The 12,783-nt window shown below is 65.6% G+C and carries 13 protein-coding genes; 6 read left to right on the top strand and 7 right to left on the bottom strand.

Translation table 11 applies throughout. The features are described from left to right. Position 1: 1 nt before the first annotated feature. Positions 2-1,450: an efflux transporter outer membrane subunit gene (locus tag DIR46_RS19600; protein ID WP_109346739.1), complete on the top strand. Its 1,449-nt coding sequence runs from the start codon at positions 2-4 to the stop codon at positions 1,448-1,450. Positions 1,451-1,663: 213 nt separating this feature from the next. Beyond that, complete coding sequence (locus DIR46_RS19595) at positions 1,664-2,506, top strand: zinc-binding metallopeptidase family protein (RefSeq protein ID WP_109346738.1); 843 nt, start codon at positions 1,664-1,666, stop codon at positions 2,504-2,506. 3 nt (positions 2,507-2,509) lie between these two features. On the opposite strand, the gene hemW is transcribed toward DIR46_RS19595, so the two are convergent. The 5 genes from hemW to DIR46_RS19570 form a co-directional block, all read right to left on the bottom strand. Beyond that, positions 2,510-3,745 carry a radical SAM family heme chaperone HemW gene (hemW, locus tag DIR46_RS19590; protein ID WP_109346737.1) on the bottom strand — a complete coding sequence of 412 codons (1,236 nt, stop codon included), beginning with the start codon at positions 3,743-3,745 and terminating at the stop codon, positions 2,510-2,512. A gap of 1 nt (position 3,746) precedes the next feature. After that, positions 3,747-4,337: an RdgB/HAM1 family non-canonical purine NTP pyrophosphatase gene (gene rdgB, locus DIR46_RS19585; protein ID WP_109346736.1), complete on the bottom strand. Its 591-nt coding sequence runs from the start codon at positions 4,335-4,337 to the stop codon at positions 3,747-3,749. A gap of 61 nt (positions 4,338-4,398) precedes the next feature. Then, positions 4,399-5,130 carry a ribonuclease PH gene (rph, locus tag DIR46_RS19580; RefSeq protein WP_109346735.1) on the bottom strand — a complete coding sequence of 244 codons (732 nt, stop codon included), beginning with the start codon at positions 5,128-5,130 and terminating at the stop codon, positions 4,399-4,401. A 12-nt stretch (positions 5,131-5,142) separates the two neighbouring features. Next, positions 5,143-6,069 (bottom strand): PP2C family protein-serine/threonine phosphatase, encoded by a 927-nt coding sequence (locus tag DIR46_RS19575; RefSeq protein WP_109346734.1) that lies wholly within the window; start codon positions 6,067-6,069, stop codon positions 5,143-5,145. 2 nt (positions 6,070-6,071) lie between these two features. After that, a complete protein-coding gene (locus tag DIR46_RS19570; protein WP_109346733.1) occupies positions 6,072-7,079 on the bottom strand; it encodes a serine/threonine protein kinase in 1,008 nt (335 codons plus the stop codon). A gap of 94 nt (positions 7,080-7,173) precedes the next feature. On the opposite strand from DIR46_RS19570, the gene DIR46_RS19565 reads away from it, so the two are divergent. The 4 genes from DIR46_RS19565 to DIR46_RS19550 all read left to right on the top strand — a co-directional run bounded on the left by DIR46_RS19565 (position 7,174) and on the right by DIR46_RS19550 (position 11,568). Next, on the top strand, positions 7,174-8,061 hold the full coding sequence (locus tag DIR46_RS19565; protein WP_109346732.1) for a YicC/YloC family endoribonuclease: 888 nt from the start codon (positions 7,174-7,176) through the stop codon (positions 8,059-8,061). Positions 8,062-8,314: 253 nt separating this feature from the next. Beyond that, complete coding sequence (gmk, locus tag DIR46_RS19560) at positions 8,315-8,962, top strand: guanylate kinase (RefSeq protein ID WP_109346731.1); 648 nt, start codon at positions 8,315-8,317, stop codon at positions 8,960-8,962. Between the two features lie 80 nt (positions 8,963-9,042). Beyond that, on the top strand, positions 9,043-9,246 hold the full coding sequence (rpoZ, locus tag DIR46_RS19555; RefSeq protein ID WP_005665923.1) for a DNA-directed RNA polymerase subunit omega: 204 nt from the start codon (positions 9,043-9,045) through the stop codon (positions 9,244-9,246). Between the two features lie 78 nt (positions 9,247-9,324). Then, positions 9,325-11,568 carry a RelA/SpoT family protein gene (locus tag DIR46_RS19550; RefSeq protein ID WP_109346730.1) on the top strand — a complete coding sequence of 748 codons (2,244 nt, stop codon included), beginning with the start codon at positions 9,325-9,327 and terminating at the stop codon, positions 11,566-11,568. Here DIR46_RS19550 and DIR46_RS19545 read toward each other — a convergent pair whose 3' ends face one another. Together DIR46_RS19545 and greB are read right to left on the bottom strand one after the other, a co-directional pair. Next, positions 11,569-12,153 carry a biliverdin-producing heme oxygenase gene (locus tag DIR46_RS19545; RefSeq protein WP_109346729.1) on the bottom strand — a complete coding sequence of 195 codons (585 nt, stop codon included), beginning with the start codon at positions 12,151-12,153 and terminating at the stop codon, positions 11,569-11,571. A gap of 28 nt (positions 12,154-12,181) precedes the next feature. Further along, positions 12,182-12,748 carry a transcription elongation factor GreB gene (greB, locus tag DIR46_RS19540; RefSeq protein WP_109346728.1) on the bottom strand — a complete coding sequence of 189 codons (567 nt, stop codon included), beginning with the start codon at positions 12,746-12,748 and terminating at the stop codon, positions 12,182-12,184. Positions 12,749-12,783 lie beyond the last annotated feature (35 nt).

The following is a 12,783-nucleotide window of genomic DNA, read 5'->3' as shown; positions in this document are numbered from 1 at the left end:
CATGATCAAGCACATCAAATTCTTGACGCCGCTGGCGCTGGCGATGACGCTGGCCGGCTGCATCTCGCTGGCCCCGGACTATGAACGTCCGGCGGCCCCGGTGGCCGCCGCCTTCCCGGAAACCCCGAAGGCGGCCAGCGAGTCGACCAGCCCGGTGCTGGCCGCGGCGCCGAGCACGGTCGCCTGGCAGTCGTTCTTCGCCGATGCGCGCCTGCGCTCGCTGATCGACGCCGCGCTGGTCAACAACCGCGACCTGCGCGTGGCGATCGCCAATATCGAGCAGGCGCGTGCGCAATACCGCATCACCCGCGCCGACCGCCTGCCGTCGGTGGGCCTGGGCGTGAGCGGCAACCGCCGCACCGTGGGTGAAGACGCGCCGATCGAGAGCACCTATCAGGCCGGCCTGCAGGTGTCGGCCTTCGAGCTGGACCTGTTCGGCCGGGTGCGCAACCTGTCCGACGCGGCGCTGGCGCAATACCTGGCGACCGAAGAGGCGCGCAAGGCCACGCAGATCAGCCTGATCTCGTCGGTGGCCAGCGCCTGGCTGCAACTACTGGCCGATGAAGAGCTGCTGCGCATCACGCAAGACACGCTGAACACCCGCCTGGAATCGGACAAGCTGTTCCAGCTGCGCTTCGAGAACGGCGTGGCGTCGCGCCTGGAACTGCAGCAATCGCGCTCGCTGGTCGAGACGGCCCGCGCCACCCTGGCCCAGCAGCAGCGCCTGCGGGCCCAGGACATCAACCTGCTGACCCTGCTGGTCGGCGGCCCGCTGCCGGCCGACGTGAGCGCCGGCGCCACCCTGGCCAAGACCGAGCTGCCGGACATCCCGGCCGGCCTGCCGTCCGACCTGCTGGCCAACCGTCCGGACATCCGTTCGGCCGAGCAGCAGCTGATCGCGGCCAACGCCAACATCGGCGCGGCGCGCGCGAACTTCTTCCCGCGCATCACGCTGACCGGCAGCGCCGGCAGCGCCAGCACCGAGCTGTCGGGCCTGTTCGACAGCGGCACCTGGGGCTGGACCTTCGCGCCGCAGGCGCTCCTGCCGATCTTCGACTACGGCCGCAACAGCGCCACGCTGGGCAGCGCCCGCGCACAGCGCGACATCGCGGTGGCGCAGTACGAGCAGTCGATCCAGACCGCGTTCCGCGAAGTGGCGGACGCCCTGGCCGGCCAGGCGACCTACAGCGAACAGCTGCGCGCGCAAGCCGCGGTGACCGAGGCCGAAGCCGACCGCTTCAACCTGTCCGACCTGCGTTACCGCAGCGGCGCGGCCAGCCAGCTCGACCTGCTCGATGCGCAGCGTTCGCTGTTCCAGTCGCAGCAGTTGTCGGTGCAGGCGAATCTGCTGAGGTTGCAGAATCAGGTGGTGTTGTACCGCGTGCTGGGTGGGGGGTGGATTGAGCCTGCCACGCCGGCGGACGGCGCTACGCCGGTGGCGGCCCGCTAGGCACATCACCTGTCGTGATCCGGAACCGGGCCCGCGTGGCCCGGTTTTTTTATGGCGCGCCCGACTCTCCCAGGATCTCGTGCAGCCTGGCCGAGCAAGTCTTGTCCAAGTTGTAACGCGGAATTGCCGGCGCTGCGGCGCAGACGGCCGGCGATTTGGATACACTGGGTTCACCGACTGCTGCCAATGCGCCCCGCGGCGCAGTGTGACGCCATGCGCAATTTTTTCAACTCACACTGGAAAGTCATCCTCGCGATCCTGCTGGCCATCGTGCTGGCGATGTTCACCATGGACACGAGTTCGAGCGTGCCGCCGCTGGCGGCGCGCCTGCACGCGCACACGCAGGCGCTGGCCTCGGCTTCACCGGGCGCCTCGAATGACACACGACATGGCGCGCTGCGCCATGTGGAAACCTCCCTGCGACGTTATGGCTATTCCCCTCGTGTCCGGCAAGGTGGCGACACGGCGCATCCAGGCCGCAGCATCGAGGTGACGGTGTCAAGGCTGGCGCCCGGCGAGCGCCCCAGCCGCACTTTCATCGTCGGGGCCCACCTCGGCCGCGACGCCGCTGCGGGCAGCGCGGGCGCCGCCGCCGTGCTCGAACTGGCGCGCGCGGCCAAAGCGCTGCGTCCCGCCTACGGCACCGAGATCCGCTTCGTCTTTTTCGTGAACGATGAACCCTCCGCAAGCGCGGAGCGGCGCGCAATCGCCGGCCGCCGCGATGGCGGCAACTTCATGGCTTTCATTGGAACGCGTGAATCGTCGGCGCAGGTGCGCCAGGCGCTGGCCGCCCTGCGCAGCGATCCGATGCTGGCCCGCGGCGGGTTGGCGGCGCCGGCCCATGTGATGGGGCTTACCCTGTCGGGACACGGGAGCGGGCCGCGAGACGGGCCTGCGCTGGTGATCACCGACGCCGGCTTCCTGCGCTTTCCCTACTTCCACGCCGAAACGCCACCCGGCCAGGCGCAGGACCGCAACGACTACAACGGCATGGCGCGCATCGTCGGCGGATTGTCCCGCACCCTGGCTGCGCTGGCCGGCGTGGTCGAAGCGTAGGCTTCAGCCTGCCAGGAACATCTCCTGCAGGTCGTTCAGGAAGCGCTGCCCCAGTTCGGTCGGCTTGATCAGCTGGTGGTCGCGGTAGATCAGCCCTTTCGCTTCAGCGTCGTTCAGCGCCTTGGTGATCGCGCTGATGTTCATGCCGGTGCGCTCGCCGAACAGGTTCGGGTCGAAGCCGCCGGTCAGGCGCAGCGCGTTGAGCATGAATTCGAAGCCCATGTCGGCGCGGCCGATCTCGTGTTCTTCCTGCACCGGGTTGCCGCGCCTGGCGGCCTCGATGAAGGACGCCGGCTGCTTGAAGCGCGCCTGGCGCAGCACGCGGTGCGGGAACGAGAGCTTCGAGTGGGCGCCGGCGCCGATGCCGAGGTAGTCGCCGAACTTCCAGTAGTTCAGGTTGTGGCGCGCGCGCCGCCCCGGCTGGGCATAGGCCGACACCTCGTAGTGCTCGTAGCCCTTTGCTCCCGTCACCTCGGCGATCATGTCCTGCATGTCGGCGGAGAGGTCGTCGTCCGGCAGCGCCGGCGGATACTTGGCGAATACCGTGTTCGGTTCCATCGTCAGGTGGTACAGCGACAGGTGCGGCGGCGCGAACGACAGCGCCGTCTCCAGGTCGCGGCGTGCCTCTTCCAATGTCTGCGACGGCAGCGCATACATCAGGTCGAGGTTGAAGTTCTCGAAGGTGTTCTTCGCGATCTCGACCGCGCGCAGCGCGTCAATGCCATCATGGATGCGGCCCAGCGCCTTCAGATGCGCCGGGTTGAAGCTCTGGATGCCGATCGACAGCCGGTTGATGCCGCTCGCGCGGTAGCTCTTGAAGCGCCCGGCCTCGAAGGTGCCGGGATTGGCTTCCATCGTGATCTCGGCGTCCAGTTCCAGCGGCAGCAGGGTGCGCAGGTCGGACATCAGGCGATCCAGGCCGGCGGCCGACATCAGGCTCGGCGTGCCGCCGCCGATGAAGACGGTGTGGATCTTGCGGCCCCAGATCAGCGGCAGCGACTGTTCGAGGTCGAGGCGCAGCGCGTCCAGGTAGGCCTGCTCGGGCAGCTCGCCCTTCGCCTCGTGCGAATTGAAGTCGCAGTACGGGCATTTGCGCACGCACCAGGGCCAGTGCACGTATAGCGACAGCGGCGGCAAGGCGGCGAGGTTGAGCGCGCCCGGCTGCAGATACTGCAGCGCGGCGCTGGCCGGCGAACGCGGCTCGCTCGGCCCGGGGGCGGCGACTTTAATCGGGATCATGTCAGGCGGACTTCAGTTTCTCGACCAGCGCGCGCAGCGCCTGGCCGCGGTGGGACAGTGCGTTCTTTTCCTCCGGCGCCAGCTCGGCGGTGGTCTTGCCGAGCGACGGGATCAGGAAATGCGGATCGTAGCCGAAGCCGTTCTCGCCGCGCGGACTGGCGATGATCTCGCCAGGCCAAAGGCCGTCGGCGATCACCGGCTGCGGATCGTCCGGATGGCGCACGTAGACCAGCACGCAATAGTAATAGGCCGATTTGTCGGCGAGCCCCGCCAGGTCGGCGACGAGCTTCTGGTTGTTGCGGGCGTCCGATTTGGGTTCACCGGCAAATCGCGCCGAATACACGCCGGGCGCGCCGCCGAGCGCATTCACGCACACGCCCGAATCGTCGGCCAGCGCCGGCAGGCCGGTCAGGCGCGACGCGTGGCGCGCCTTGGCCAGCGCGTTCTCGACGAAGGTGCCGAACGGCTCTTCCGCCTCCGGCACGTCGAATTCGCCCTGCGGATGCAGCTCGAAACCGATGGGGCCGAGCAGCTGGGCGAACTCCTTCAGCTTGCCGGCATTGTTGGAGGCGAGGATCAGGCGTTGGGTCATGGTTATGCGGGTTGGATTGAATGAGCCGGCTATTTTACCGGCTTCGATTACGCAACGCAGGCTACAGCAGCTGCAAGGCCTGCTTCTGCAGCTGGATCAGGTCGGCGATGCCCTGCTGCGCCAGGTCCAGCAGGCGGTTCATGCCGGCGCGGTCGAAGGCCGCGCCCTCGGCCGTGCCCTGCACTTCGATGAAGTGGCCGGCCTCGGTCATCACCACGTTCATGTCGGTATCGCAATCCGAATCTTCCGGATAGTCGAGGTCGAGCACCGGCATGCCGCGATACACGCCCACCGAAACGGCGGCCACGAAATGGCGCACCGGGATCGCCGGGATCAGGCCGGCCGCCACCAGCTTGCCGAAGGCGTCATGCGCCGCCACCATGGCGCCCGTGATGGCTGCGGTGCGGGTGCCGCCGTCGGCCTGGATCACGTCGCAATCGAGGTGCAGGGTACGCTCGCCGAAGGCTTCCAGGTCGAAGGCGGCGCGCAGCGAGCGGCCGATCAGGCGCTGGATCTCCTGGGTGCGGCCGCTCTGCTTGCCGCGCGCGGCTTCGCGGTCCATGCGGCTGTGGGTCGAACGCGGCAGCATCCCGTATTCGGCGGTCAGCCAGCCCTGGCCCTTCCCTTTCAAAAAGCCCGGCACCTTCTCTTCGATGCTGGCGGTGCAGATCACCTTGGTGTCGCCGAACCCGATCAGCACCGAGCCTTCGGCGTGACGCGTGTAATTGCGCGTGATGGTAATCGGACGCAGCTGATCGACCGCGCGGCCGCTGGGGCGCTGTTCAAATGTCATGGTAGTGCTTTCTTATTTGATGACTTGGGATGACTTTTCGATCGCCGCACGAATCTCGGCGATCGCTTTCTCGATATCGTCGTCGCCGAAGGCGTCCGCGTCGCCCGGAGCGGCATCGGCACGGGCGATGGTCGACCTGACCATGTCCTCGCCCAGCAGCTGGGTCGAGATGACATTGGGCAGGTCCGCATGCGCGGTGTCGGCGCCCTGCCAGGCGATGGCCAGCGCGGTCGTGTTGTCGGCCTGGGCGCCGCCGACCGCGGCCGCCATCTGCACCATCTCGGGCACCGCCTGCACCACGCTGCCGGTGGCCAGGCGGTGCACGATCTCGGCCTCGGGCAGCATCGACCACAGGCCGTCGGAGCACAGCAGCAGCACGTCGCCCGGCTGTAGGCTGACCTGGTGCGACAGCTCGATCTTCGGCGCGCTCGAAGCGCCCAGGCAGTTATACAGCTTGTTGCGGTCGGGGTGGGTCGCGCGCTCGTTTGGATCGGCGCGGCCGCGGTCGACCAGGTATTCGAAATGCGAATGGTCGCGCGTGCGCGCCAGCACCTGGTTGCGCCGCACCCAGTACAGCCGCGAGTCGCCGGCATGGGCCCACACGGCGCAGTTGTGCTGCACCAGGCAGGCCACGACGGTGGTGCGCGGCATCTCGGGCAGGCCGTGGGTGGCGGCGTAGGCCTGGATGTCGTGGTGGGCCTGCAGCAGCGCTTCTTCCAGGAAGCGCTCGGGCCGTTTTACGTAGGGACGCGCCTGCGTGCGGAACATCATCGACACCGTCTGCAGCGCGATGGTCGCGGCGATCTCGCCGTTCATGTGCCCGCCCATGCCGTCGGCCAGCAGGAGCAGGAGCGAATCGCGCGTGAAGCAGTAGCCCATGCGGTCCTGGTTGACCTTGCGGCCGCCGATATGGCTTTGCTGGTAGACGGAAAATTGCATGGTTATCCCTGGCCGCGCCCGAGTGCGCCGAGACGGTCGACGAGTCCGCGCCAGCCGCCGCGCGCCTCGCCTTGCCGCGCCGATGTCTTCATCGATCCCGATGCGGACGCCGCCGCGAGCGGCTTCGCCGGTGCGGCTTGCAGCGCTTTCTGGATCGCGAACACGCTCTGCGGACGCGCGAGCGGATCGAGCGCCAGGCATGCCTGCACGAGGTCGATCAGCTCGGGCGAATAGCGGCCCACCAGTGAATCCAGCTGCTCGAGCAGCTTGTCGCCGGCGCGGCGCGCCTCGACCGACTGCGGGGTCGAGCAGCTCATGCAGGCCAGCATGGCGGCGCCGAGACTGTAGATATCGGTCCACGGCCCGAGGCTGGCGCCGCGCGTGGACAGCTCGGGCGCGGCGAAACCCGGCGTGTACATCGGCGCCAGCATCGGCGCATCGCTGTGCAGGGTCTGGCGCGCGGCGCCGAAGTCGAGCAGCAAGGGAGAGCCGTCGGACCGCAGATAGATGTTGGCCGGCTTGAGGTCGAGGTGCAGCAGCTTGTTGGCGTGCACCTCGCGCAGGCCGGCGCAGACGCCCGTAAATACCTGGCGCACGAACTGTTCGCCGGGGCGGCTGCCCTTGGCCGCAGCGCGCGCGATGTGCTCCTGCAGCGCGTGGCCGGATTCGTAGGCCATCACCATGTACACGGTGTCGTGGGCGCGGAAAAAATTCAATACGCGCACCACGTTCGGGTGCACGATGCGCGCCAGCGCCCTGCCCTCCTCGAAGAAACACTTGAGGCCGATACGGAACACGGCCAGGTGCGGCTTGGCGACGACGGGCACCAGTTCGCCCGGCTGGCGCAGCGCGAGCGCGCTCGGTAAATACTCCTTGATGGCGACCGCATTGCCTTCGCCGTCATAGGCAAGGTAAACAATACTGAACCCACCGGACGCAATTTTCTTTACAATGCGGTATCCGGCAATGTCCAGCCCATCGGGCAGGGGAGCGTTATTCTGTGCAGCCATCCAAGTGGGTTTCCTTGCTAAACAGGGCGATTGTGTGGATAAATGTCGGCTTTGTAAAGAATAAAAACCGGGGATCCCATTGAGCATTTCAAGCATGACAGGTTATGCGGTCGCCACCAGCGAAGGCGCTGCCGGAACCCTCACGATCGAAATCAAGAGCGTCAACTCGCGCTTCCTCGATCTGCAGTTCCGCATCAATGACGAACTGCGCGCGCTGGAACCCGACCTGCGTTCGGCGATCATGGCCGCGATCACGCGCGGCAAGGTCGAGGTACGCCTGTCGTTCGGCCGCAAGGTCAGCGGCGGCTCCTCGGCGCTGAACCAGGAACTGCTGGCCGATCTCGCGCGCCTGCAAGGCGAGGTGACGCGTCACTTTGCCCAGGCATCCCCGATGACGGTGGCCGAACTGCTGCGCTGGCCCGGCGTCATCGAAGAATCGACGATCGGCCAGGAGTCGCTGCAGCTTGATGTCGCCGCCCTCACCGCCACCACCATCGCCGCTTTCGTCGACAGCCGCAAGCGCGAAGGCGCGGCGCTCGAAACGATGCTGCAATCGCGGATCGAATCGATGGAAGCGATCGTCAAGCGCATCACGCCGCTGATCCCGCAAGTCATTTCGCAATTCCAGCACAAGGCCATCGAGCGCATGCAGGATGCACTGGGCCTGGCCGGCCACGGCAATCCGTCCACGCTCACGCGCCAGGAAGTGCTGGAGCGGATCAGGCAAGAAGTGACGCTGTACGGCATCCGCATCGACGTCTCCGAAGAGCTGTCGCGCCTGTCGGCCCACCTGAACGAAACCCGCCACATCCTGAAAAAAGGCGGCCAGGTCGGCAAGCGCCTCGACTTCATGATGCAGGAACTGAACCGCGAAGCGAACACGCTCGGCGCCAAGGCCTCGGTCAAGGAGCTGGCGGATGCATCGATGGAACTGAAGCTGCTCATCGAGCAGATGCTGGAACAGGTGCAGAATCTGGAGTGATCCGGCTGACGTTGTTCAGCCCGTCGATTTATTTTTTGGTCAGCCCCAAAACCGTCGTTCCCGCGCAGGCGGGAACCCAAGTCCTTCGCGCAGCTACTGACGTCATATGTAGCGTCAGCGCATGAAACTTGGGTTCCCGCCTTCGCGGGAAGTTATTTTTTGCAGTGCAAAAAATAACGTATTTATGCTAGCGTGATTGTCATCAGTATCGCGATACGAACTCGCGAAAAAACGTATTAACAAAGGAACCAACATGCTCCCACAAGCTTTCTCCGGCAGCCTGTTCATCGTCGCCGCCCCGTCCGGCGCCGGCAAGTCGAGCCTGGTCAACGCACTGCTGGCGCAGGAACCCGGCATCAAGCTGTCGATCTCGACCACAACCCGCCAGCCGCGTCCGGGCGAGCTGGATGGCGAGCATTATCATTTCACCACCGCCGAGGATTTCGTCACCCGCGCCGAACGCGGCGAATTCCTGGAATGGGCCGAGGTGCACGGCAATTACTACGGGACGAGCCGCCTGCTGGTGGAACAGCAAATGAAGAACGGCACCGACATCCTGCTCGAGATCGACTGGCAGGGCGCCCGCCAGGTGAAGAAACTGTTCCCGGACGCGGCCGGCATCTTCATCTTGCCGCCATCGATCGAGGCGCTGGAAGAACGCCTGCACAAGCGTGGCACCGACGAGCCGCACATCATCACGCGCCGCCTGCTGGCGGCTGGCGGCGAGATCGCTCACGCTCCGGAGTTCGAATATGCTATCATCAACGAAGAGTTTAACGTCGCCCTGGCCGAACTGCAGGCGATTGTCAAAGCGACACGTTGCCGATTCGCCCAACAGGCTGCCCGCAACGCTACGCTGTTTGCCCAGCTGGGAATCCACGCGCATCAACCTCAATCCTGACCAGCGCGCCATTGTGGCGCGCTTTCACTGTTGTCGTTGTCCGCGTTGTTACCGTATTCACTGAAATTTAGGAGCACACCATGGCCCGCATCACCATTGAAGACTGCCTCAAGAACGTCCCGAACCGCTTCCAGCTGACCCTGGCCGCTACCTATCGTGCTCGTCAGCTCCTGCAAGGCCACACTCCGAAGGTCGAAGCCAAGGACAAGCCGACCGTGGTCGCCCTGCGCGAGATCGCCGCCGGCAAGGTTGGCCTGGAAATGCTGAAAAAAGTGCCGATGTAATTCCCTTCGGGGTTGCCTGAATTAGCGTTATCCCGTCTTCTGTTATTCTGTGATCACTACGGCTTGACGATTAACGTAATGAACCTGTCTCCAGATTCGACCAATTCTCGCAACCCTGCCGCTCCACGCGAGCGGCGCGCCGACAATCGTCCCCCGGATTATCTCGAGACGGTCGCTCCCGGCGTCGCCTCGGTCACGCAGCTGATCAGCAAGCTGTCCGAATACCTCACGCCCGCCGAACTCAAGAAGGTCAAGGAAGCCTACCGCTTCTCCGACGAGATGCACCTGGGCCAGGTCCGCAAGTCGGGCGAGCCCTATATCTCCCATCCGATCGCCGTCGCCGAGATCTGCGCCGAGTGGAAGCTCGATGCGCAAGCCATCATGGCCGCCCTGCTGCACGACGTGATCGAAGACCAGGACGTCAAGAAGGACGAATTGATCGAGCGCTTCGGCGCCCAGGTCGCCAACCTCGTCGACGGCCTGTCCAAGCTCGAAAAGATCGAGTTCCAGAGCCAGCTCGAAGCGCAGGCGGAAAACTTCCGCAAGATGCTGCTGGCGATGGCCTCCGACGTGCGCGTGATCCTGATCAAGCTGGCCGACCGCCTGCACAATATGCGCACCCTGGGCGTCATGGTGCCGGCCAAGAAACGCCGCATCGCCGGCGAGACGATGGAAGTGTATGTGCCGATCGCCCACCGCCTCGGCCTGAACAATATCTACCGCGAGCTGCAAGACCTGTCGTTCTCGCACCTGTATCCGCTGCGCTACCAGACCCTGTCGAAGGCGATCAAGGCCGCGCGCGGCAACCGCCGCGAAGTGGTCAAGAAGATCCTCGAGGCGGTCAAGAACCAGCTGGCCTCGAGCGGACTGCAGTTCGAAGTCGATGGCCGCGAAAAGACGCTGTACGGCATCTACAAGAAGATGCGCAACAAGCACCTGTCGTTCTCGCAGGTGCTGGACGTGTACGGCTTCCGCGTCGTCGTCGACAGCGTGCCCAACTGTTATGTGGCGCTCGGCACCCTGCACGCCCTGTACAAGCCGATGCCCGGCAAGTTCAAGGACTACATCGCGATCGGCAAGATCAACGGCTACCAGTCGCTGCACACCACCCTGATCGGCCCCTACGGCACCCCGGTCGAATTCCAGATCCGCACGCAGGAGATGCACCGCACCGCCGAAAGCGGCGTGGCGGCGCACTGGCTGTACAAGACGGGCGACTCCAACATCACCGACCTGCAGCACCGCACCCATGCCTGGCTGCAGTCGCTGCTCGACATCCAGCAGCAGACCGGCGACTCGGCCGAGTTCCTCGAGCACGTGAAAGTCGACCTGTTCCCGGATTCGGTCTACGTGTTCACACCCAAGTCGAAGATCATCGCCCTGCCGCGCGGCGCCACGGCGCTGGACTTCGCCTACTCGATCCACACCGGCATCGGCGACCATACGGTGGGCGTCAAGATCAACAACGAAGACCAGCCGCTGCGCACCGAGCTGCACAACGGCGACATCGTCGAGATCATCACCGACCCTGAATCGCGTCCGAGCCCGACCTGGCTCACGTTTGTGCGCACCGGCAAGGCGCGCTCGGCGATTCGCCACCACCTGCGCGCGATCGACGTCAACGAATCGGTCGAGCTGGGCCAGGAACTCCTGGCCCAGGCCCTCGCGGTGCGCAATATCAAGCCAGACCTGTCGGAGGCCGTCATCGAGCGCCTGCTGGCCGAGACCTCGGCCAAGTCGATGGAAGAAATGTATGCCGACATCGGCATCGGCAAGCGCATGCCGGCGCTGGTGGCGCGCCACATCTTCGGCCTGATGGAAGGCGACCCCGAGCTGCTGCCGTCGAGCAAACCGATCCCCAGCAGCGAGATCGCGCCGGTCACGATCTACGGCAGCGAAGGCGTGGCGGTGCAGCTGGCGCCATGCTGCCTGCCGATCCCGGGCGACCAGATCACCGGCCAGCTGCGGCGCGACCAGGCGCTGGTGGTCCACACCTGCGACTGCCTGCCGGCCAAGCGCATCCGCGCCAAGGAACCCGACCGCTGGATCGCGGTGCAATGGGGCGACGAACTCAACCGCCGTTTCGACTGTCGCATCCGCCTGTTGATCAACAACGAAAAAGGCATTCTCGCCCGCGTGGCCGCCGAGATCGGCGAGTCGGACGCCAACATCACCTATGTGGGCATGGACGAGGATGACGAGCACAGCATGACGCAATTGCGCTTCACGATCCAGATCAAGGACCGGGTGCATCTGGCGCAGCTGATTCGCAATCTGCGCCGGGTGGCGGGGGTCAATCGGGTGGAGCGGGAGCGGTCGTAATCACCGCAGCGGCGTCAGCTCCAGGATGCTGTCAAACGCCGCACACGCCCCCGCGCACGCATCGCCGATTTCGTCCGGCGACTTCACGTTCTCTTTCAGCGCCAGCATGAACGCGCGCCAGCGCGGCCCCGGGCCTTCGTCGGCCCCGCGCAGGTAGCGCAGCGGGTGCGGCGCCAGCCGCTCCGCGAGCTTCCCGTACAACACCTTCCCGCCCAGCTGCGATCCTTCGATCACGTACGCCACGCCCCAGCGGTAGGCGGCGCTGGCATCCTGCGGCCAGGCATGCGGTGTCGAAGGCACGCGCACTGGCGGCATGCCTGGTTCGTTCAGGTCGGCGTCGGTCAGCGCCAGCCGCCCCACCGCCGGCAGCACGCGTTGCGGACCGTCGGCGAACCCATCCAGCCAGGCCTGCAGCGGCGCCAGCCAGTCGCGCACCATGGTCAGGTGGGTAGCGTAATCGTTGAGGTCGGGCGCGGGCCCGGACAGCGGCAAGCCGCTGTCGAGCCGCTCGTGGCGTTCGGAAGTGGCGGCGCGCAGCGCGGCCAGGGCGTCCAGCTCTGGCGCAGGTTGGTGAGGTCGATTCATGACCGCATCTTAGCAGCGAACCAGAAAATCAGTCGACGATGGGTTCAGGATAATCGACCGACATAATCTCCAGTTCGTCCATGCCGAGCGGCGTCTGCAGCGGCACCACGTCGCCCTCGCGACACTTGGTCAGTGCGCGCGCCACCGGCGACACCCAGCTGATCTTGCCCTTCAGGGGATCGAGCTCATCCACGCCGACGATGGTGACGGTGTGCTCCTCACCCGCCTTGTTGATGTAGCTCACCGTGGCCCCGAAAAAGACCTGGTCGTTGCCGTAGTGAACAGTTGGGTCGACCACGAAGGCCGAGTCCATGCGCTTGGTGAGAAAGCGGATGCGGCGGTCGATCTCGCGCAGGCGGCGCTTGCCGTAGATGTAGTCGCCGTTCTCGGAGCGGTCGCCGTTCGACGCGGCCCAGTGCACGATGCGCACCACCTCGGGACGATCGACGTCGATCAGCTGCAGCAGCTCGTCCTTGATGCGCTGGTAGCCGGCCGGGGTGATGTAGTTCTTGGCGCCGGCGGGAATCGCCTGCGCCAGGGCCAACGCCTCTTCGTCATCGTCGTTGTCGGACTCTTTCACAAATGCCTTGTTCATGGCCTCATTGTAACGAGACTTGGCGTCTCCTGCGC

Origin of the sequence: Massilia oculi, assembly GCF_003143515.1 — a bacterium.
Taxonomy (GTDB): Bacteria; Pseudomonadota; Gammaproteobacteria; order Burkholderiales; family Burkholderiaceae_D; genus Telluria; species Telluria oculi.
The sequence above is the reverse complement of the archived record's forward strand: the minus strand, read 5'-3'. Positions and strand labels throughout refer to the sequence as shown.

Coding starts and splice junctions, on each gene's coding strand:
- DIR46_RS19570 (WP_109346733.1), bottom strand. CDS start 7,079: ATGGCTGCACAGAATAACGCTCCCCTGCCCGATGGGCTGGACATTGCC.
- DIR46_RS19575 (WP_109346734.1), bottom strand. CDS start 6,069: ATGCAATTTTCCGTCTACCAGCAAAGCCATATCGGCGGCCGCAAGGTC.
- rph (WP_109346735.1), bottom strand. CDS start 5,130: ATGACATTTGAACAGCGCCCCAGCGGCCGCGCGGTCGATCAGCTGCGT.
- hemW (WP_109346737.1), bottom strand. CDS start 3,745: ATGATCCCGATTAAAGTCGCCGCCCCCGGGCCGAGCGAGCCGCGTTCG.
- DIR46_RS19545 (WP_109346729.1), bottom strand. CDS start 12,153: ATGAATCGACCTCACCAACCTGCGCCAGAGCTGGACGCCCTGGCCGCG.
- gmk (WP_109346731.1), top strand. CDS start 8,315: ATGCTCCCACAAGCTTTCTCCGGCAGCCTGTTCATCGTCGCCGCCCCG.
- rpoZ (WP_005665923.1), top strand. CDS start 9,043: ATGGCCCGCATCACCATTGAAGACTGCCTCAAGAACGTCCCGAACCGC.
- DIR46_RS19550 (WP_109346730.1), top strand. CDS start 9,325: ATGAACCTGTCTCCAGATTCGACCAATTCTCGCAACCCTGCCGCTCCA.
- greB (WP_109346728.1), bottom strand. CDS start 12,748: ATGAACAAGGCATTTGTGAAAGAGTCCGACAACGACGATGACGAAGAG.
- DIR46_RS19565 (WP_109346732.1), top strand. CDS start 7,174: ATGACAGGTTATGCGGTCGCCACCAGCGAAGGCGCTGCCGGAACCCTC.
- DIR46_RS19600 (WP_109346739.1), top strand. CDS start 2: ATGATCAAGCACATCAAATTCTTGACGCCGCTGGCGCTGGCGATGACG.
- DIR46_RS19595 (WP_109346738.1), top strand. CDS start 1,664: ATGCGCAATTTTTTCAACTCACACTGGAAAGTCATCCTCGCGATCCTG.
- rdgB (WP_109346736.1), bottom strand. CDS start 4,337: ATGACCCAACGCCTGATCCTCGCCTCCAACAATGCCGGCAAGCTGAAG.